Here is a 21,374-nt window from a genome sequence, read left to right as displayed (position 1 = left end):
CCCTGAGGGAAAGAGGTATGGTCCCTTCCTTGCAGGGACCGCTTTGTCCTATCCTCGCGCAGACGCAGCCGAGGCCACATACTCTTCATATGGTCCTTTGAAGTCGTCAATCGCTCCGTTCTCGAAGTGCCATATGCGTGTGCCTACTTCCTCGATCAGGTCCTGATCGTGCGTCACCAGCAGGACAGTTCCTTCATAGCGCTGCAAGGCAATGTTCAATGCATTGATGGATTCCAAGTCAAGGTGGTTCGTCGGCTCATCCAGAACCAGGATGTTCGGCTTTTGCAGCATCAGTTTACAGAAGATAAGCCGTGCCGCTTCACCTCCGGAAAGTGCTGCTGTGGGCTTCAACCCCTCCTCACCGCGAAAGAGCATCTGGCCAAGAATCCCACGGATGTCTTCCGTCGTGGCTTTAGGATCGAATTGATGGAGCCATTCGTTCACGGTCATACCATGCTCGATGACGCCGGCATGGTCCTGAGGGAAATATCCAATCTGCGCCTCGTGTCCCCACTTCACTGCACCCGCATCAGGAGAGAAGTCTTTTTCTGCAAGTTCAGGAACGCTTGCCAGCAGCGACTTGAGCATGGTCGTCTTCCCCTGACCGTTGCGACCAATCAGGCAGATCTTCTCACCCCGCATGACAGCACTGCTGAATCCGGTAAAGACTGTCTGGCTACCATAACTCTTGCTCAGCCCTTCAATCTCCAGTACATGCTTGCCAGAGGGTCGGGCCTGATCAAAGCGGATATAGGGACGCTGAATATTCGATTTTGCCAATTCCGTTGTTTGCAGCCGCTCCACTTCCTTCTTACGGCTGGTCACCTGGCTTGAGCGGGTTCCTGCAGAGAAGCGCGCAATAAACTCGTTCAACTGAGCGATTTTCTTTTCACGTTGCTCATTCTGCGCCTCAAGGCGGGCCCGGACCTGCGTCTTGGCCAGAACCATGTCATCGTATCCGCCGGTATACGTAATGATGGTCTGGTAATCAATATCTGCCGTGTGCGTGCAGACGCTGTTCAGGAAATGGCGGTCGTGCGAAATTGTAATCAGCGTGCCTTCAAATTTTTGCAGGAAATCCACCAGCCAGTGGATAGAGTCCAGGTCCAGATGGTTTGTTGGCTCGTCCAGCAGCAGCGCCTGCGGATGGCCAAACAGGGCCTGCGCCAGCAACACTCGGACCTTCTGCCCGCCTTGCAATTCGCCCATTTTGCGCTCATGCAGATTATCCGGGATGTCCAGCCCTTGAAGCAGAATGGCCGCATCGCTTTCGGCAGTGTATCCGTCCTCTTCTCCAACAATTCCTTCAAGCTCGCCGAGGCGCATGCCGTCTTCGTCGGTCAATTCTGGCTTGGAATAGATGGCATCACGCTCTTCCATTGCTGCCCAAAGGGCCTGATTGCCCATGATGACTGTGTCAATCACCCGATAGGCATCAAAGGCGTATTGGTCCTGGCGCAGCACGCCAATCTTCTTGGGGCGTACCACTGTGCCCTTTTGCGGCTCCAGTTCACCTGACAGAATCTTCATAAAAGTGGACTTGCCTGCACCATTGGGCCCAGTAAGTCCATAGCGCCGCCCTGGGGTAAAGGTTGTGGTCACATCCTCAAAGAGGACCTTCGACCCATAGCGCATCGTCACATTGTTGACTGAAATCATCGTATGTTCCTGTTTCAAGAAAGAGCGCGCAAATCACCTTCGCGTCCAAGACGTGCTCCTGACCCTCCACTTGATTTTGAAGGTGAGTAGAATTGCGCCGCCGTGTGGAATGATCCCGGAAAGCGGTCCGCCCGCTTCAGCCTGACTTCTATTTTACTGAAAATGCCCCTACTGCTAAAAGAAATGCGTCACCAGAAGATTGGTGGCCAGTGCCGCCAGATAGGCCAGCACGCTCATGTATGCGAATTGCAGAGCGGGCCATTTCCAGCTATTGGTTTCGCGCTTTACAACAGCAAGCGTAGAAGTGCATTGCATGGCAAAGGCAAAGAAGACCACCAGCGCCATCGCCCCACCAAGAGAAAGATCGTGACGCAGCGCGGCCTGTAGAGTCAGCGACTGTGTTGCCGGATCGGCCCCGTACAGATTGCCCAGCGTCCCCACAATGACCTCGCGGGCAACCACGGAGCTCAACAGACCGATGCCAATTTTCCAGTTGAAGCCCAACGGCCTGATGGCGGGTTCGATGAACTGTCCCAGACGACCAATGACACTCTGGGAAAGATCGGCATGGAAAGGAAGGTGGCTGAGTACCCAGAGTACCAGCATGACGCTCAAAATGACGGTCCCGGCCTGCTTTACAAAGACTGTGCCCCGGTCCAGCAGCCGCAGCCCCAAAGAGCGCAGAGTGGGCACACGATACTGCGGGAGTTCCAGAATGAAGGGCGCCGATGACGCCTTCAAAATAGAAGACTTCAGCAAGCGCGCAGTAAACAACGCAGCCAGGAACCCCAGCACATAAAGCCCTACCATGACTGCTGCCTGCAATCCCAAGAAATCCCCCAGCAACGGCTTGTTCGGAACAAAAGCCGCGATCATGAGCAGATACACGGGCAACCGCGCAGAGCATGTCATAAACGGCGTAACCAGAATTGTGGCAAAGCGATCGCGCTTATTTTCTATCGTGCGTGTGGCCATAATGGCCGGGACTGCGCAGGCATAGGCGGAAAGAAGGGGAATGAATGCTTTGCCGTTCAATCCAATCGCACGCATGACCCGGTCGGCAATCAGAGCGGCCCGGGCCAGATAGCCGGAGTCTTCGAGGATCCCGATAAAGAGAAAGAGCAGCAGGATCTGAGGCAGGAAGACAAGCACAGAGGCCACACCCTTCCAGAGACCATCAATCAACAGCGACTGCAACCAGCCGTTGCCCAGCAAAACACCCACTTTGTCGCCTGAGGTGTTCAGCAGGTCCTGGAGCGCATCACTCATCGGACGCCCAATCGAAAACACCACCTGAAAGACCGCAAAGACTACGGCCATGAAAAACAGCGGGCCGGTCACGCGGCCCAGCAGCACGGCATCCAGCTTGCGCGTCCAATCGGAGGACAAAGGGGCCTTGTATTTGGTCCGTGTGCTGATTCCCGTGGCCCACTGCCGATAGGAACGTGGATTCCCCATCACAGGCAATTCAAGCCGCGGGGCCGCTGCCTTCATCGAGTCACTCTTCTGATCGAGAAAATGCCGGATCGCGTCCAGTCCGGTGCCACGGGCCGCACTGATCTTCGCTACAGGAACTCCCAGCTCCCGCGCAAGCGCAAGAGTGTCTACTTCTCCTCCACGTGTTTCCATCAGGTCGCTCATGTTGAGCAAAACCAAGGTGGGAAGTCCCAGAGAAAGAACAGGCGCAGCCAGCATGAGCTGCCGCTGCAGATGCAGCGAGTCGAGCACCAGCAGCACAGCATCCGGAACAGGCGCTCCTGGCATGCGACCATGCAGCACTTCTACTGCGACCCGCGCATCTTCACTGTGAGAGTTGAGGCTATAAATTCCTGGCAGATCAATGAGGGTCAGGTCTCCGCGGTCAATTCCGGTCATCCTGCCATAGTGCTGCTCAACGGTGACTCCGGGATAATTCGCCACTTTCTGACGAAGGCCCGTAAGGCGGTTAAAGAGTGTGGACTTTCCGGAATTGGGTGGACCAACCAGAGCAACCGTGTGGATCTTTCCGGCCACCCGAGGTCTGGTATCCACTTCTACCGTAGCTGGCGTACAGCAACTGCTCATGCTTGCCCTTCCTCAAGTTCCCGGACACGGATCCATCGTGCCGTGTCGCGCCGTAAAGCAACTTCCATCCCATCAATGGCATAGACCGTTGGGTCACCGGCCGGAGCACGGCGCACCGCCCTCACCCGCGCTTCCGGCATAAAACCCATGTGCATCAGGTGGTGCTGGATCTCATCGGGCAGATGCAGCGTTTCGATGATACCGCTTGCGCCGATTTGCAGTTCACTCAATGCAGTCAATGGCTTAACCCGAAACTAAAGACTCCTTTTTCATCATACAGCAAATCGGACTTAATCAATCCGAGTTCGATTTTGTTAAAAAAGAGGGAAAACCCTTGTTGATGAAAAAAGGGGTTGACAAGGGTGAATTTATCCCAATAAAGTTTTTAGCGATTTAGAAAACGTTTTCCAAAGTATTGTAATTTCTTCAGGAGGAACCACTATGAGACGCACAGCGTGGGGCTGTCTTCTTGCCATTCTTACCCTCTTCAGTTCTGCGAAATTCACTTTTGCTCAGTTCAGCGGGTCCATTACCGGAGAAGTGCAGGACCCCTCCGGTTCACTTGTTCCCAATGCGACTCTGGTCCTGACAAAAACAGATACAGGAGAAAGACATACGGCCGTTTCCAATGCATCCGGTGTCTATCTGTTTGTCAGTTTGGCTCCGGGAAGTTATGAGCTTACGGCAAGCGCCTCCGGCTTTGGAGAGACCCACAATACTCTACTGCTGCAAACGGGCCAGGTGCTGAATTTTCCCGTTCGCCTTGCCGTAGCAGGAGCGACCCAAACGATTCAGGTCACCACGGAAACACCCGTTCTAGACACGGCCGACACTCGCCTCCAGGAAACGTTGTCTACTCAAACTCTTTCCACACTGCCTTTGGCCGGACGCAACATGATCTCACTGGTCACGATTGCACCGGGCGTTACGGGCACCGGAGTCACCAGTAATGGTAGCCCGGGGTCTGGCCGCGACAACTATTCCACAGAAACCCAGGTAGATGCCAGCGCAAATGGGCAAGGTGCCGTAGGGAATATGTACGTCGTAGACGGACTGGATGTGACGAGCTCGATCCGACCGGGTGTACTGAACATGACGCCAAATCCCGATTCCATTGCCGAAACCAGCATCCAGACCAATACCTATAACGTGGATTATGGCCGTGCCAGCTCGATCCAGATGACGATGACGACCAAATCCGGTGGCAATACTTATCACGGAAACGCCAGCGACTACTTCACTTACCAGAACTTCTTTGCCGGAACGGAATTTACGCACAAATATGCGCCCTTCCACAGCAATAACATCTCGGCCACCATCGGCGGGCCGATCGTGCCTCACCACAAAGCCGGCTTCTTCTTCTTTGCTATAGAACCGTTGCGCTCATCAGCAGCGACCAGTTATACCACGTCGTTTGAAGACCCGGCCTTTACTGCCTATGCGCAGGCAGCCTATCCCAATTCGGTGGGGACCAAGCTATTGGCCAGCTATCCAGTAAGCAACGTTTCGAATGTGACAGTAGCGGCAACTGCGAGCTCGTTATACCCCGGCACCTGCGGTACAGCGGCCACCAACAATCTGCCGTGCAGCACAGCAATGATTGATACTGGAAATTTCACATCTTCGTCATATCGCAATGGCACGCAATATAACTTCCGGCTTGACAAAGACCTTGCAAACGACCGCCTTTATGGGACCTTCTATCGCACCACCCTCAATACGAATGGCGTGAGTCCACGGGCGGCCTTTGATACAACCAGCACCTTCAGCCAATATGCCATTCAAGTCAATGAAACGCACACTTTCAATCCCACGACCCTGAATGAAGCGGCCTTTGCCATGATGCGCGTCGAAGGGATAGAGCCGCAAAAGGGCCTGTTTAGTGTTCCTGTGGTCAATGTGACAGGCATCGGATCAGGATTTGGTGCAGGGTTTGCCCAGGGAGATTTTATTCAGCACAACTATCACTGGCGTGACGTGCTGACGCATACATTCAAATCTCATGTGCTGAAGTTTGGCTATGAGGGACTATTTGGCGATGACGTAGAAATCTTTAATGGCCCGTATGATCAACCTACTTTTCAGTTCAATGGCCTCTTAGATCTGGCGCAGGACAATGTCTACACAGAAACAGGATTGGCCTACAACCCATTGACGGGACAGAGAGACCAATGGAACTGGAATGCCGCGGGCATAACGCATGGGGCCTTCGCGGAAGACACCTGGAAGGCATCGCCCCGCCTTACGATTAATTATGGTCTCCGCTGGGACGATTTCGGCAACCCCTGGTCACGCAGCCAAAACACGGCTTTCTCAAATTTCTACTACGGACCCGGACAGACCTTGCAGGAACAGATTGCCAATGGAGTTCTCGTCCGCCATCATCACGCTTTGAACCGCTCGATTACAGATGTCTTCAGCCCCAGGGGTGGTTTCGCATGGGACCTGGCGGGGGACGGCAAGTGGCTTATCAAAGCAGGTGCTGGTTTTTATCATAACTGGCCCACACTGGCGAACGTTCAGGAAGAATTCCGTGGTAATCCTCCTGGCGACATCTTCCCCACCTTTTATGGCGGCCAAACACCGGCACCGGTCTTTGGGTTCGGGACATCGAATGAAAAACCTTTCAATTTCCCTGCTCCCTCCATCTCCGCCTACACACTGGATGCAAAGGGGGGAATCAGCGGACTGCAATTTGGTGTGGGCGGGATTGATCCGAACCTGCGCTCCCCAGTCAGCTACATTTACTCTGCATCGCTGGAGCATGAGCTTTCCAATCACCTTGTGGCCGGCATTTCTTACTCCGGGGCCAATGGGCGTGACCTGCTTTCCGGCGGCGGTCAGGTCTACAACGTGAGCTATGGCCAGGACATTAACGAACTGCCGGGAGACCTTATCATCCACAACAGCACCGCCCCTACCCGCCTAAATACCAGCTTTGGCACAATTTCCTACACGCAGAATGATCGGGTCTCGGACTATAACGCCATGATCTTGTCGCTGCGCGGGCGCTTTTCCCGTGCATTCTTTACGGCGGCATATACTTACTCTTCTTCAAAGGATGACACGCAGGTGTATCCGACATACATCAATCCACACCAGTGGTACGGACCCTCGATCTGGGATGCTCCCAATCGCTTTTCGCTGGCATGGAATTATGAATTCCCCTCTTTGAACAGCGGTCATGGAGCTTTGGGCCGGATTGGAAGTGGCTGGCAGTTAAGCGGTACAACGATACTTCAGTCTGGAAATCCGTTCACAGTCTCTACCAATGCAGCATTTAAGGCTCTGACGGACAGCAGCGGAAAATTCATCGGATATGCCCCTGGTAGTGGCGACTACAACGCAGATGGCGACAACTATGATTTCCCGGATGTAGTGAGCTATCACTATTCGACCGGACGGCACAACTATCTTCAGGGACTTTTTGCAGCTGGAAACTTTACTGCACCCTCAACCTTCGGAGCAGAGGGCAATGAGCGTTACAGCGCCTTCCGTGGTCCAGGGTTTGCTCAGTGGGACACTGCGCTTCTGAAAAATACCGCCATCACAGAGGCCGTATCGTTCCAGCTACGCTTTGAGTTCTATAACCTTTTCAACCGGCCGAACCTGACCGGAATGGACACCAACTTGCCGGATGCCAATTTTGGAAAGGCCACCAGCCAATACACTCCCAGATTTTTGCAGATTGGGGGGAACATTGTTTTCTAGAATGTGACAGTGCTTCCTCTATACAAACGCTTTGCTCTTATGATCGCGGCATGGCTCTGGACTGCGGTCCCAGCCATGCCGCAGGGAGCAGACAGTCGTTTTGCTTCCGCAATGCAAGACCTTCAACAGCATCATTTCTCTGCGGCGCTGGCTTCAGCCGACCAGGCCCTGAAAGCTGCGCCGCACGATTGCCGATGGCTCACGGTGAAAGGCATGGCACAGGACAATCTGGGGCAAAGGCAGCAGGCACTGGCATCGTTCCAGCAGGCCCTAGGATACTGCCCGCGCTTTCTACCGGCACTTGAAGGGATGGCACAGATCCAGTATGCAGAACATTCTCCCCAGGCCGTGCAAACGCTGGACTCCATTCTTGCCCTGCGTCCCGAGGACGAAACCACACATGCCATGCTGGGTGTCCTGGACTGGAAAAAGGGTGACTGCCCCCATGCGGTAGAACACTTTGCCAGAGGAGGCAGGCAGGTCGAAGTCAATCCGCTGGCGGAAACGGAGTACGCTTTTTGTTTGCTGCAAACAGGAAATACTCAGCAGGCGGAAGACCTCTTCCACCGCGTGCTGGAACAAAGCGATACAGCACAGGACCGAATGCGCTTTGCTTACGCCGCATGGAAGAACAAGGACTACGACGGCGCACTCCACGCCCTCTCACCGTTGTTGTCTTCAACCGGCGGAGATGCCACCGCCCTCCGACTTGCTGCACAAATCGCGGAAGACAAGGGCGATACTCCGGACGCGGTGCAATGGTTGCGGCAGGCCATTCTTGCCAACCCGAAAGAGCCGGAGAACTATCTGCTCTTTGCCTCCATTTCTTTTAACCACCAGTCTTTTCAGGTAGGGATCGATATGCTGACGGCAGGACTTACCCAGTTACCGAATGATGCACGCCTTCATCTGGCGCGGGGCGTACTGCTCGTACAGCTTAGCCAGTTTGACGGCGCCATTGCTGATTTTGAAAGCGCACACCGTCTCAACCCCAATCTCTCTCTTGCAGAGGACGCGATCGGCATGATGCAGAGCGAAAAGCACCAGAACGGGGCCGCGCTCACGATCTTTCGGCAGCATGCATTGCAGCACCAAGATGATCCTCTGCTCCAATATCTGTATGCAGAAGCACTCTCGCAGCAGGACAATGCCGGAACGCAGCAAATAGAAGAGGCCATCGCCGCATTGAAACGTGCCATCGCGATAGAACCAGACTACCGTCCGGCGCATGATCTGCTGAGCGTGCTGTACCTGCGCTCCAACAATCTGCCGTCTGCAATCCATCATGCCGAAATCGCGCTGAAACTGGACCCCGAAGATGACACGGCCGTGTATCAGGAGCTGATGGCATACCGACGTCTTGGGAAAAAAGAGCAGGTAGACGCACTGGTGGCCAGGCTAAAACAAATCAAGACCGCGCAGCAGAATGCAAGAACAAAATATCTGCTGCAGGAAGCACAACCTTAGGTGAATTTACGAGGTGCATCATGTACAGACCTTCCAGAAGGATCTTTCTCCAGATGAGCGCAGCCGCAGCAGGATCAGCCATGCTGCAGTCCCGCGCATTCAGCCTGGCCAGCGCCGCGAACCAGGACGTCATTGCGCCGCAGCTTACTCAGTTTGACTACTCCGAGGTTCAACTGCTTGAGGGCCCCATGCTGGAGCAGTTCCAAGCAAATCACGCCTTCTTCCTGGCCCTGGACGAGGACAAACTGCTTAAGCCCTTCCGCCAGCGGGCAGGACTGCCAGCACCCGGTGAGGACATGGGAGGGTGGTATAACTTTTCACAAGACTTTGATCCACCCCGAAATATGACCGGCTTTGTACCCGGTCACAGTTTTGGGCAGTATCTTTCCGCTCTGGCCCGTGCTTATGCCGTGACCGGTTCAAAACCGACCCAAGAAAAAGTACATCGTCTTGTGCAAGGTTATGCTGCAACAGTCAGCGAAAAGTTCTATGTGGATTATCCGCTGCCAGCCTATACCTTTGACAAAACTAACTGCGGACTCATTGACGCGCACCAGTTTGCCGCAGATCCAATGGCCCTCTCGGTCCTCAACAAAGCAACGGATGCGGTCCTGCCTTTTCTGCCGGAGAAGGCGCTTAATCGTCGCGAGCAGGCGGAAAGGCCCCACAAAAACATTGCTTTTACCTGGGACGAGACTTATACCCTGCCGGAAAATTTCTATCTTGCCTATAAACGCGGTGCCGGTGCGCGATACAAACAACTGGCGGCGCGTTTCCTTGAGGACGACACCTACTTCGATCCGCTGGCAGAGGGACGGAACGTCCTGCCCGGCGAGCACGCATACAGCCATGTAAATGCTTTTTCTTCTGCTATGCAGGCCTACCTGGTGACCGGAAACGAAAAATATCTGCGGGCCGCGCGTAATGGATTTGAATTTGTACGCAGCACGCAGAGCTTTGCCACCGGCGGGTGGGGCCCGGACGAGACCTTTCGTCCCCCTGACAGCGGAGAAATGGGCGAAAGCCTGACACGGACTCATGCCAGCTTTGAAACTCCTTGCGGAGCTTACGGACACTTCAAGATTACCCGCTATTTGCTGCGGGTAACCGGAGACAGCAGATACGGCGACAGCATGGAGAGGGTCCTCTATAACACGATCCTCGGGGCCAAACCGCTTTTGGAAGATGGCAGCAGTTTTTACTATTCGGACTACAACAACTCCGGATCAAAGTTCTATCACCATGACAAATGGCCGTGTTGCTCGGGCACTTTTCCGCAGATTACCGCTGATTATGGCATCAGCTCTTACTTCCGGCATCGGCAGGGAATTTACGTCAACTTATATGTTCCTTCTACCGTAACTTGGGTACAAAATGGGGTCCGCATACAGCTTCGCCAGCAAACCTCCTATCCCCTCGTTCCAGAAACGACCTTGGAAATCAATCCGGACCGGGCGGCGCGCTTTGTTGTTGCACTCCGCATTCCCGCCTGGGCAGGCAAAAACACATCTGTGACTGTAAACGGTAAACGCGTGGCGTCTGAATTGAAACCGGGAGCGTTTCTGCCGTTGGACCGAGAGTGGAAGAAGGAAGACCGGATTGAGGTTTCCTTTGACATGCCAAATGTGTTGGAACAGGTGGATACCAAGCATCCGGACACGGTTGCCCTTGTCCATGGACCACTGGCCCTGTTTGCCATCGGCGATGCAAACCGCCGCCTTACTCGTGCACAGTTGCTGGCTGCTTCCCAGGTTTCGCGCGGATCAGATGCCTGGACGGTGGAAACCAGCGGGGAACGCATGACGCTGAAACCTTTTGCCTCAATCTCCACAGAGAGGTACAGGCTGTACCATGATGTCTCTGCCTGAGGGTGCAGCCTTTATGCTACGCTCAGCTTGAGTGTGCTCTGAGCTTTTGCCATTGTTTTATGAGGAGTACCGCGCGCTACGGCCGCGGGCTCCTATTCCTCCAATTCATGTGCATTTTTATCATTTTGCTGGTCTGAATACGACGATCCGACTGCGGAATGGCGAGTTGAAGGTGCGCCTTTCCGATCTGCTGGAGGGCGCGCCAGAGTCAGTCTTACGGGCGATTGCTCATATCTTGCTGGCCAAGCTATACCGCAAGCCGCTGGATCCGATGCATGTAGCCCGCTATCGGCGTTTCGCATCCAGTGAACACGTGATGCGGCAAACCGAGCGCATTCGCCAAATGCGCGGACGGAAGAAAATTTCCACGGCCAAGGGTGAATACTACGACCTGGAAGAGGTCTTTGAATCTCTTAACCAGCGGTTCTTTCATGGATTAATGGGACGCCCTCTGCTTACCTGGAGCGAACACAAGGCCCGCCGTCTGCTGGGCCATTATGACGCGGCCCATAACACCATCATGATTAGCCGTGTCTTTGACCGAAAGAATACACCTCGCTACGCCATCGAATACCTGATGTATCACGAGATGCTGCATCTGAAACACCCAGTAAAGGTACGCGGCGGTAGACGTTGCGTGCATTCGCGAGAGTTTCAGGAAGATGAGAAACTGTTCCCTCAACTAGAGGATGCCCTGAACTATCTGAAACGGCTGTGAAAGCCCATTGTCACGTTCGCTCACCCGATAGCTTGGCTACACCGACAGCCATTCAGTACTCGACGAAATTCGTTACAGTATTGGGTCACATGATACACAGGCCGTCCCCGGACGTTCAGGATGTGGTAAGAGCACAATTAGGTCGAGTGCTTAGCCCTTGCCCGTGGAAGGCAAAAAATGCCCCATGTTCCTCTCTCCCGACACGGAAAGCATGCGACTGGTGAATGTTAGCGTTTACACAATGCAGGAAATCCTGTAATAAAAAAAGGATGACTTTACGACGGTCTTTCTTTGCTTCTGTCCTTGCCGGTTTCCTGCTGGGCCTTTCTTTCCATATCGCATCGGCACAGGAACCCCTTACTGTGCGGACCCCTGCCACACCGCTGGTGATGCATGATCCTTACTTCAGCGTGTGGTCGTTTCATGATGACCTGGCAGGCGGTCCTACCCGACACTGGACAGGTACTCCACAGCAGATGGCAGGACTCGTCCGCATCGATGGCAAGACGTACCGTTTTATGGGCGGAGAACGCGGAGATGACGGTGTGCCGGCCTTAAAGCAGCTTTCCCGCACCATCTGGCCGACGCGCACAATCTATGATTTTGAAGATGCAGGGATTCACCTTACTTTGACTTTCTTCACACCGGCCCTTCCGCAGGATTTGGATGTGTTGTCGCGACCTGTCACGTATGTGGGCTGGGATGTCCGGTCCACGGACAGTCAGCAACATGCAGTCATGATCTACTTTGATGCGAGCGCGCAGCTTGCCACAAACACCGGTGACGATACCGTCGTGTGGGGGCGCGAGCGGATTGGTGATATGCAGGCGCTGCGCATAGGGACGAACACACAACCTGTGCTTGAAAAGTCTGGAGACAACCTGCGCATTGACTGGGGATGGCTCTACATTGCTGTGCCTCCACAGCAGGGACTCGACATGGCGGCAACCGATGCAGGCGCCAGAGAGCAATTTGCAAAAAATGGAGCACTTCCGCAGAATGATGACCTCGACATGCCGCGCCAGGTAAAGCATGGCCTGCCGCTGCTTGCCGTGCGCTTTGATTTGGGCAGCGTTGGAAGCGCTTCCGTTTCCCGCCATCTAATGATTGCTTATGATGATCGTTTTTCCATCGAATATCTGAATCGCCGTCTGCGTGCCTACTGGCGTCGCAATGGAATGACCACCGCAGAGATGCTGGAAAAAGCTGAAGCCGACGAGTCGGAGCTGCGCAGAAAGGCTGAAGCGTTTGACAGGGAATTGACGTCGGATCTGGAAAAGGAGGGCGGTACACACTATGCGCAATTGGCCACCCTTGCCTATCGCCAGACAATCGCTGCCCACAAGCTGGTCGCCGATGTGGATGGCACTCCCTTCCTTTTCTCGAAAGAAAACTTCAGCAATGGTTGTATTGATACGGTGGATGTGACGTATCCTTCGTCTCCGTTTTTTCTGCTGCTGAATCCGAAGCTGCTGCAAGCACAGCTTGAGCCCATGATGCAATATGCCAGTCTTCCGCGCTGGCGCTGGCCCTTTGCTCCGCATGATCTGGGCACCTATCCGCTGGCCAACGGGCAGGTCTATGGAGGTGGCGAGCGCACCGAAGAAGACCAGATGCCGGTGGAAGAGAGTGGAAACCTCATTATTCTGACCAATGCCCTGGCCCACGCGGAGAATTCAGCCGCCTTTGCCCAGAAATATTGGCCGCTTCTCACGAAATGGGCCAAATACCTCAAAGAAAAAGGCATGGATCCGGAAAACCAACTGAGTACGGACGATTTCGCCGGACATCTCCCTCACAATACGAATCTGTCGATTAAGGCCATTGAAGCGCTGGGCAGCTATGCTCAACTGGCGCAAATGCTGGGCAAAGAACGGGAGGCGGAGCAATACCACAAACTGGCCGCACAGATGGCGGCAAAATGGAAAGACATGGCCCTTGATGGTGACCACTACAAGCTCGCTTTTGATCAACCTGGGAGCTGGAGCCAGAAATACAATCTCGTGTGGGACAGCGTGCTTGGGCTGCACCTTTTTGCGCCGCAGATTATCGAGCAGGAGACTGCCTTCTATCTGAAGCACCAGAATAGCTTTGGTTTGCCGCTGGACAATCGCAAAACCTATACCAAACTCGACTGGATCGTCTGGACAGCAACCATGAGTGGCAGCGAGAAAAACTTTATCGCGCTTACGGACCCTCTCTATAAATACATGACCGAGTCGCCCTCACGCGTGCCTCTGAGTGACTGGTTTGAGACCACCGACGGGACGCAGGTGGGCTTCCAAGCGCGATCCGTTGTTGGCGGCGTTTACATGAAAATGCTGGCCGATCCAGCAATGTGGAAGAAATGGGTGCAAGCAGCGGGCGAAGCGGCGCCTTCTGGGGCCAATCACTAGGACCTGTTTCAATGCAGGTCCGACCGCTTTATCCCGACCAGTCGAGTTCAGGCTGAATCCTCTTGGTCCATCGCGCAGAAGCAGCGGGCACAAAGCCCGGTGCTTCTGGCGTCGGTTGCACGCGAAAGCGTCAAGTAGCAGGACCTTCCGGGACTGTGCCCAAACACGCACCCTGCGCCCTGAAGCCTATGCTGCAATCCCCATCTCCCGCAGAAGAAAAGCATAGTCCATGGCAATTTCACGCAGATAATCGTAGCGGCCTGATGCGCCACCGTGTCCTGCGGTCATGTTTATGTGCAGTAGCAGGTGATTGTTGTCAGTCTTGAGCGTACGCAGCTTTGCCACGTATTTGGCTGGCTCCCAGTACATCACCTGGCTGTCATAGAGGGAGGTCTTCACCAGCATTGCAGGGTAGGGCTTGGCTTCCAGGTTGTCATAAGGCGAGTAGCTCAGCATGTACTCGAAGAATTCTCTCTCATTGGGATTGCCCCATTCCTCATACTCCGGCACCGTGAGCGGCAGCGAAGCATCGAGCATCGTGTTCATGACATCTACAAAAGGCACATGCGAGATGACGGCGCGGAACAGCTCCGGACGCATATTGGTCACTGCGCCCATCAGCAGCCCCCCTGCGCTTCCGCCTTCAATTGCAACACGAGTGGAGTCGCCATAGCCGTTCGTCGTCAGATGTTCGACCACGGCGATGAAATCGGTAAAAGTATTGCGTTTGTTAAGCAGGCGTCCGGCGTCGTGCCAGGGTTTGCCGAGGTCACCGCCACCGCGAATGTGCGCGTAGGCCATCACAAAGCCGCGGTCTAGCAGGCAGAGACGGTTTGAATTAAAGCCGACCGGCAGCGAATAGCCATAAGATCCATATCCATAAACGTAAAGCGGATTCCTGCCACGCTCGAACATGTCTTTTCGATATACGAGCGAGACCGGGACTTTGACTCCATCCTGCGCTGGAGCGAAGATGCGTTCCGATGCATAATTGGTCCGGTCGAAGCCGCCGGGTACCTCCTGCTGCTTGAGTAGCTTCGACTCGCCAGTCATCACGTCATATTCGTAGACGGAACTGGGTGTTACCAGCGACTGATAGCCATAACGAAAGACCGTGGTCTCAAAGATACGATTCACATGAGAATACACAAGATAGACCGGCTCCGGAAAGGCAATTTCCTGGGCAGGCAGCGTGTTCGTTCCGGCTCCTGAAAAGCGATGGACATGCAGACGTTGGAGACCGTTCTCTCGCTCACAGGTAACATAAAATCCTGAGAATAACTCAACATCTTCAAGCATCACATCAGGTCTGTGCGGGATCAGCTCTGGCCAGCCCTCGGGAGCAGAGTTCTCCACCGGTGTGGTCACCAGACGAAAGTTGCGCCCGGTGTCATTAATCCGAAGAAACCAGTGCCCGTTGCGGTGCTCAGGGGAATACTCTATGTTCTCCCGGCGAGGAGCAATCAGGCGAAACTCTCCCTCCGGCCCATCTGAGGGGACAAAGCGGGCTTCGCTGGTGGTATGACTTCCAGATTCAAGAATGATGTATTTGCGGTCGCGTGTGCGGCCTGCTCCCAGATTGAAGCGCTCGTCCATTTCCTCATAGACGAGCACATCCTGCTCGTGCGGCGTTCCCAGAACATGCCGGAAGAGCTGGTATTGGCGCTTCTGGACTTCATCTTCAACGGTGTAAAAGAGCGTTCGACTGTCGGACGCCCAAACGATGGAGCCAACACGTTCCACCCGCTCCGGCAGAAGCTCTCCCGTGCGCAGATCTTTCACCTGCAGCGTGTACTGGCGAAAGCCCTTTATGTCCTTGGAAAAGGCGAGCAGGTTGCCATCATCCGAGACGGCAAAAGCGCCAATGGCCATAAAACTCTCACCCTTTGCGAGCTCGTTCACGTCGAGGATGACGATCTCCGGTGCGTCAAGGTCCAGGTGTTTGCGGCAATAGATGGGATATTGCAGGCCCTCCTCGGTGCGCGAGTAATACCGGTAATCGCCATCACGATAGGGAACAGAGACATCCGTCTCTTGGATGTGGCTGAGCATTTCGCGGTAGAGCTTTTCCTGAAGCCCGGCCGTTGGCTCCATCACAGCAGCCGTATAGGCATTTTCTGCCTCCAGATAGGCAATGGTCTCCGGATTGTCCTTTTCCCGCAGCCAGGCAAAATCATCTACCAGAACATGGCCGTGCACAGTCGTTTCCTTACGGCTGGCGCGTGCGCGAGGAGGGGTTATCGAAGGGATCGTGCTCATCACTCTCAGGATAGCGGATGATGAGCACAGTCTGGTCCAGAGGAAAACCGATGAGTTTTACATGACTTCTGGCGCGCTGATGCCGAGCCAGGCGAGGGAGCGTACGAGCTCGCGCTGCGTAACGGCAGCCGTGGCCAGAAGAAACTTCTTCCGCTGCGGATCTGGCTCCGTCAGAATATGGTGTTTGCGATAGAAGTTGCTGAACTCTTGGGCAAGCTGAAAGGCGTGCTTGGCCAGATACGCAGGCTCCGCTGTGGCGATGCACTGATCAAGAAGCAGTGATGTTTTAGCGGCGCGCAGCCACACTTGCCAGATTCCGTCGCCGTCCTCGCCGCTGAGATAACCAGACGTGTCGACGCCGGCGAAATCTGCCAGTGCCTGTTCGGGTGTGGTGCCGGCCTTGCGGAAGATGCTGCGTGTGCGCACCACGGCATACTGCAAATAGGGTCCGGTCTCTCCTTCAAAGCTCAGCGCCTCATGAAAGTCAAAGGCAATCACGGTATTGCGCGTGTACTTCAGCATGAAGTAGCGCAGTGCGCCCACGGCAATTTCATGAGCAATCTGCTCGCGTTCTGTAGCGCTCAGTTCCGGATGACGGCCGTCTACTTCCTTCCTTGTTGCGGCAACGAGCTTGTCGATCAGGTCATCGGCTTTTACGCCAAAGCCTTTGCGGCCTGAGACTTCGATATAAGGCCGTGCCCGGTCTTCTTCAGGAATCTCGTATCCCAGTTCTTCGGCGCATCGCGGGGTCAGCGCGACCATCTCATAGGAAAAATGCGTATAACGGCTGGCCTGCTCCGTGTATCCCAGTCCGCGCAGCGCCTCGATGACGTTGGCCTGCGGATCTGCCTGGCGCGAATCAATCACGTTGTAAATGGCCTGCGCTCCGCCGAAGTGCGGATGGTCCGCTTCGCCCTGTTCGGCAGAAATCCAACACGTATGGCTCGGATACTCGAAAAACTTGCGATATGCGAAGTCGCGTCCCAGCAGACCAAATTTCCAGAGATGATAGGCAATGTCCTTGCCAACATACGTTACCGTGCCATTCGAGCGGACGATGACTTTCGCATCTTCATCCGGACCGTTTTCTTCTCCAGGTCCCGCTTGGTTCTCTGCGTCATCTCCGCCCGTACGGCCAGCACTCCCTGCCCGTTTCATCACCCAACATCCCTTGTTCTTGCCCGCATTCTCGTAGTAGAGAACGCCACTTTCTTTGAGTTGCGCGAAGGCCAGGTTCCAGAAATGCAGATGAAGGATCTCGCTCTCGCGCGGCAGCAGGTCATATTCAATGCCCAGCCGCAGCATGGTTTCCAGGTGCCGCCTCAAAATGGCAGTAGAGATGAGGTCGGCGATCTGTGCCGTCTCGCCGGACCCTTCTTCAATGGCGTGGAGCGTGTTCAGGCGGATTTGTTTGCGGGTTTGTATTTCGCCTTCCTCTGCCTCGTACCATTGTGAGACGCGTGCATAAAGGTCCCAGCAATAGTAATCAATTTTCTCGCCGCGCTGTTCGAGCTCAGCCATCAGCGCTTTGACACCATCCAGCGAAAGTTTTTCGAGATGCATCAAACCCACGACCACATCGGCCACCTGTACTCCGGTGTTGTCAATGTAGTTCTGCACGTCTACCTTGTGTCCTGCCGCGCGCAGCAGTCGCACAAATGTGTCACCCAGGATGGCATTGCGCAAGTGCCCCACATGGGCGGCCTTGTTCGGGTTAATGCTGGTGTGCTCTACCAGCGCATGTAGCGCAGCTTCCGGAGTTTCGACCTCGGTTCCTGAAGCAATTTGCTGTGCTGCAAGGCTACGATCCAGCTTTGCGTTGATGTACCCGGCGCCTGCAACCTCGAATCCGGCAAAGCCTTCCAGCGGAGACAGCTCCCCCACAATCTCCTCGGCAATTTTGCGGGGAGCTTTTTTGAGCCTGCGCGCCAGCTCAAAGGCAATCGGCAGAGCATATTCACCAAACCGTATCTCTGGCGGCTGCTCGATGGCGATTGTGTCCAGTTCAATCTGAAATTTCAAGCGCAAAATCTCGCGCAGGCGGGCAAGCAGTTTTTTTTGTTCTCTCAGGTACACGTGGAAAGAATCGACCAGTTCAGAAGTTCGGTATCCTGCTTGATTCTATCAGCCATGCGCCCCCATTCCGGGCAGGACACACGGAATGCACCCGTATGTTCTAAGATGAAAAGAGTAGCGAAATCCAGAATTCTGCGCATGTCGAACCCCGGCAAGTATTACCTGACGACCCCGATTTACTATGTCAACGCGCGTCCGCATATCGGACACGCCTATACCACCATCGTTGCCGATGTCATTGCCCGCCGTAAACGTGCCCTCGGCTTCGATACCTGGTTTTTGACCGGGACCGATGAGCATGGTCAGAAGATCGAACGCTCAGCGCGCCAGGCCGGAATTGCACCCCAGGAATTTACCGATAGAGTCGCTGCCGAGTTCAAAGGCCTATGGGACCGCATGGGCCTCAGCTATGACGATTTCATCCGCACCACCGAGCCGCGTCACAAACGCGCCGTACAGAAGTTCTTTGCACTGCTCAAAGACAGCGGATACATCTACAAAGGCACTTACACAGGTCAGTACTGCGTCTTCGACGAGCTTTATGTAGACGCGCCTCCCGGCTCGCCTTGTCCCGACTGCGGGCGCACGACGGAAACCGTGAGCGAGGAGAACTACTTCTTTAAACTTTCGGCCTTTGAGCGTAAGCTACTGGAATTTTATGATGCAAACCCGGATTTTGTCCGTCCGGAAACACGCCGCAATGAGGTCATCTCTTTCGTGCGCAGCGGCCTTAAGGACCTCTCCGTAAGCCGCACCAGCTTCAAGTGGGGCATTCCGGTCCCTGGCGATGAAAAGCATGTCATCTACGTCTGGCTGGATGCGCTCGCCAACTACATCACCGCCCTCGGATGGGGCAGCGAAGACCCGAAAGAGCAGGAAAGGTTTAAGAAGTTCTGGCCTGCTGACCTGCACATCATCGGCAAGGAAATCAGCCGCTTCCACTGTGTCTATTGGCCTGCGTTTCTCATGGCAGCCGGACTGCCTCTGCCCAAGAGCATCGTCGCCCACGGATGGCTGCTTTTTGAAGAGAGCAAAATGTCGAAGTCGCGCGGAAACATCGTCCGCGCCGAAACGATTCTTGAAGTCCTGGGGGCCGACGCGCTGCGTTACTTCCTGCTGCGTGAGATCGTCTTCGGGCAGGACGGCGGCTTCTCTTTCGACGCGCTCGTGCAGCGGTACAACAGCGATTTGGCCAACGGATATGGGAACCTTGCTAGCCGCACGCTGGCCATGGTCCAGCGGTATTTTGAAGGCACCATCCCAGATGCGGCCCCATGCGAAGCTGGTCTTTGCAAAGAAACGGCGGCATACATTGCAAATTTTGGCAAAGAATGTGACTCGCTGAATTTTTCTCGTGCTCTGGAAACACTATGGAGCTTCATTGGCGCTGTGGACGGCTTTCTTACGTCTCGGGCGCCCTGGAAGGCCCGCACGGACATCAGCGACCGAGAGCAGCAGCAATATCGTGCAGACGTGCTCTATACGGCAGCCGAAGCCCTCCGCATCATCACGGCGCTGGTCTATCCCATCATTCCCGACGCGGCCGCAAAAGTCTGGGCACAACTCGGCCTGGGTGACATCAAGCAAGCTGATCTAAAAAACATCGAATGGGGAGGGCTCAAGCCCGGCACAAGGCTGGGCGAACTTTCCCCCGTCTTCCCACGCGCAGAAAAGGACGCAATCACACACATGCAGGAAATCGAACAAAAAAACAACGCACCCAAACCCGAAGAGCAGCCTTCTGTGGCGCCGGCCCCTGCAGAATCAAAAGGGGCAGAGGCGGCGGCAGGGCAGGTCGCGACCCACGCTCAGACGAATGAAAAAATCAGCATTGATGACTTCATGAAGGTCGAGTTGCGTGTCGCGCAGATCAAGGTCGCCGAGCGCGTTCCCAAGGCCGACAAGCTTTTACGCCTAGAAGTAGACCTCGGCTACGAGCAGCGTCAGATTCTGGCCGGAATCGCCGAAGCCTACGAGCCGGAATCGCTCATTGGACGTAAGGTCGTGATTGTCGCCAATCTGGCTCCGCGCAAGCTGCGCGGCCTTGAATCAAATGGCATGATTGTTGCAGCTTCGCTCGGTGAAAAAGGAAGGCCCGTGCTCGCCGGGTTTCTGGAGGATGTAGAGGTGGGCGCACGGTTGAAGTAGATGTCCTGTGATTTTTTATTGTCACAACGGATTTTTCGATACTGACCCGGAGCATAGTGAAGAGGCAAGACCTGCTTTTGTGATGGTTCCCAGAGAAATTTGCTGGACAAAGAAAAGCCGGTCTTTTCGCCCGGAATGAAAAATCGGTAGAAACATCAGCAGAGGTCCAAGTGTTTATAGATTCCCACGCCCATCTCGACAGCCCACGTTACGACGAGGACCGCGATACCATGCTTTCGCGCGCCTGGGCTGCGGGAGTGCGCACGGTCCTCTCCATTGGCATAGGCGACGGGCCAGATACGATGCATCGTGCGCTTGAAATCAGCCGGGCCTACGCTGGACGCCCGGATACCCCGCGCATTTTTGCGTCTGCTGGGGTCCATCCTCATGAGGCCCAGCTTGCGGATGCGGCCGCTCTTTCCAGGCTTGATGGACTGCTGCAACAGCCAGAAGTCATCGCCTGTGGCGAAATCGGTCTTGATTATTTCTACGATCATTCGCCACGCGACACACAGAAAGAAGTTTTCCTTCAGCAGATGGAAATTGCCGCCGTGCGCAGAAGACCCATCATCATCCACTGCCGTCCATCGGAGAACAGTACCAATGCCTGGGACGACACTTTGACCATCATCGAGCAGGAGTGGGCACCCAAAGGACTTGGTGGCATTCTGCATTGCTTTACCGGAGAGTGGCAGCACGCAAAACGGGCCATGGACTGCGGTTTTCTTATTTCCTTTGCCGGAAACATTACCTTTCCGAAGGCCCAGCCTCTCCGGGATGTGGCCGCAAAGGTACCGCTGGACTGGATGCTCGTTGAAACAGATGCCCCCTTTCTTGCCCCTGTCCCGAACCGCGGCAAGCGCAACGAGCCGGCCTGGGTCGTGGGCGTAGCGGAGAAACTGGCGGAAATCCGACATCTTGCTTCCCAGGAAGTTGCTTTTCGCACGGCGGAAAACTTTCATCGGTTTTTCAATATTGCGCAATACATGGCACACTGAAATCAGGCGT

The 21,374-nt window shown here is 54.8% G+C and carries 12 protein-coding genes; 7 read left to right on the top strand and 5 right to left on the bottom strand.

Features of this window, described 5'->3' with window-relative positions:
• Positions 1 to 48: 48 nt before the first annotated feature.
• The 3 genes from N655_RS0100690 to N655_RS16560 all read right to left on the bottom strand — a co-directional run bounded on the left by N655_RS0100690 (position 49) and on the right by N655_RS16560 (position 3,953).
• Positions 49 to 1,659, bottom strand: a complete 1,611-nt coding sequence (locus tag N655_RS0100690) for an ABC-F family ATP-binding cassette domain-containing protein (RefSeq protein ID WP_026441447.1) — start codon at positions 1,657 to 1,659, stop codon at positions 49 to 51.
• 174 nt (positions 1,660 to 1,833) lie between these two features.
• Positions 1,834 to 3,723, bottom strand: a complete 1,890-nt coding sequence (feoB, locus tag N655_RS0100685; protein WP_026441446.1) for a ferrous iron transport protein B — start codon at positions 3,721 to 3,723, stop codon at positions 1,834 to 1,836.
• The gene (locus tag N655_RS16560) at positions 3,720 to 3,953 is read right to left on the bottom strand and encodes a FeoA family protein (RefSeq protein WP_238324415.1); all 234 of its coding nucleotides are present in this window, start codon (positions 3,951 to 3,953) and stop codon (positions 3,720 to 3,722) included. Before N655_RS16560 ends, feoB begins: the two co-directional genes overlap by 4 nt.
• Positions 3,954 to 4,164: 211 nt before the next feature.
• On the opposite strand from N655_RS16560, the gene N655_RS16555 reads away from it, so the two are divergent.
• The 5 genes from N655_RS16555 (at position 4,165) to N655_RS16550 (ending at position 13,883) form a co-directional block, all read left to right on the top strand.
• Positions 4,165 to 7,434 (top strand): TonB-dependent receptor, encoded by a 3,270-nt coding sequence (locus N655_RS16555; protein ID WP_044933737.1) that lies wholly within the window; start codon positions 4,165 to 4,167, stop codon positions 7,432 to 7,434.
• 3 nt (positions 7,435 to 7,437) lie between these two features.
• Positions 7,438 to 8,901: a tetratricopeptide repeat protein gene (locus N655_RS0100670; protein ID WP_162173461.1), complete on the top strand. Its 1,464-nt coding sequence runs from the start codon at positions 7,438 to 7,440 to the stop codon at positions 8,899 to 8,901.
• Between the two features lie 53 nt (positions 8,902 to 8,954).
• Positions 8,955 to 10,769: a beta-L-arabinofuranosidase domain-containing protein gene (locus tag N655_RS0100665; RefSeq protein ID WP_238324413.1), complete on the top strand. Its 1,815-nt coding sequence runs from the start codon at positions 8,955 to 8,957 to the stop codon at positions 10,767 to 10,769.
• A gap of 31 nt (positions 10,770 to 10,800) precedes the next feature.
• The gene (locus N655_RS0100660; protein WP_026441443.1) at positions 10,801 to 11,487 is read left to right on the top strand and encodes a M48 family metalloprotease; all 687 of its coding nucleotides are present in this window, start codon (positions 10,801 to 10,803) and stop codon (positions 11,485 to 11,487) included.
• 269 nt (positions 11,488 to 11,756) lie between these two features.
• Entirely contained in the window at positions 11,757 to 13,883 is a 2,127-nt protein-coding gene (locus N655_RS16550; protein ID WP_044933735.1) for a glutaminase family protein, read from the top strand.
• A 186-nt stretch (positions 13,884 to 14,069) separates the two neighbouring features.
• On the opposite strand, the gene N655_RS0100650 is transcribed toward N655_RS16550, so the two are convergent.
• Both N655_RS0100650 and N655_RS0100645 read right to left on the bottom strand, forming a co-directional pair.
• A complete protein-coding gene (locus N655_RS0100650) occupies positions 14,070 to 16,142 on the bottom strand; it encodes a S9 family peptidase (protein WP_026441442.1) in 2,073 nt (690 codons plus the stop codon).
• A gap of 57 nt (positions 16,143 to 16,199) precedes the next feature.
• The gene (locus N655_RS0100645; RefSeq protein ID WP_026441441.1) at positions 16,200 to 18,218 is read right to left on the bottom strand and encodes an arginine--tRNA ligase; all 2,019 of its coding nucleotides are present in this window, start codon (positions 18,216 to 18,218) and stop codon (positions 16,200 to 16,202) included.
• A 138-nt stretch (positions 18,219 to 18,356) separates the two neighbouring features.
• On the opposite strand from N655_RS0100645, the gene metG reads away from it, so the two are divergent.
• Positions 18,357 to 20,366: a methionine--tRNA ligase gene (gene metG / locus N655_RS0100640; RefSeq protein ID WP_026441440.1), complete on the top strand. Its 2,010-nt coding sequence runs from the start codon at positions 18,357 to 18,359 to the stop codon at positions 20,364 to 20,366.
• Positions 20,367 to 20,536: 170 nt separating this feature from the next.
• Positions 20,537 to 21,364, top strand: a complete 828-nt coding sequence (locus tag N655_RS0100635; protein WP_026441439.1) for a TatD family hydrolase — start codon at positions 20,537 to 20,539, stop codon at positions 21,362 to 21,364.
• Positions 21,365 to 21,374: the final 10 nt, after the last annotated feature.

It is taken from the genome of Pseudacidobacterium ailaaui (genome assembly GCF_000688455.1).
In the GTDB taxonomy this organism is placed as follows: Bacteria; Acidobacteriota; Terriglobia; order Terriglobales; family Acidobacteriaceae; genus Pseudacidobacterium; species Pseudacidobacterium ailaaui.
Note: the sequence above shows the minus strand (reverse complement) of the source record. Positions and strands in the feature narration are given on the sequence as shown.

Bases quoted from the DNA above. Each gene is read 5' to 3' on its own strand.
- N655_RS0100690 (WP_026441447.1), bottom strand. From the start codon at position 1,659: ATGATTTCAGTCAACAATGTGACGATGCGCTATGGGTCGAAGGTCCTC.
- feoB (WP_026441446.1), bottom strand. From the start codon at position 3,723: ATGAGCAGTTGCTGTACGCCAGCTACGGTAGAAGTGGATACCAGACCT.
- N655_RS16555 (WP_044933737.1), top strand. From the start codon at position 4,165: ATGAGACGCACAGCGTGGGGCTGTCTTCTTGCCATTCTTACCCTCTTC.
- N655_RS0100665 (WP_238324413.1), top strand. From the start codon at position 8,955: ATGAGCGCAGCCGCAGCAGGATCAGCCATGCTGCAGTCCCGCGCATTC.
- N655_RS16550 (WP_044933735.1), top strand. From the start codon at position 11,757: ATGACTTTACGACGGTCTTTCTTTGCTTCTGTCCTTGCCGGTTTCCTG.
- N655_RS0100650 (WP_026441442.1), bottom strand. From the start codon at position 16,142: ATGAGCACGATCCCTTCGATAACCCCTCCTCGCGCACGCGCCAGCCGT.
- metG (WP_026441440.1), top strand. From the start codon at position 18,357: ATGTCGAACCCCGGCAAGTATTACCTGACGACCCCGATTTACTATGTC.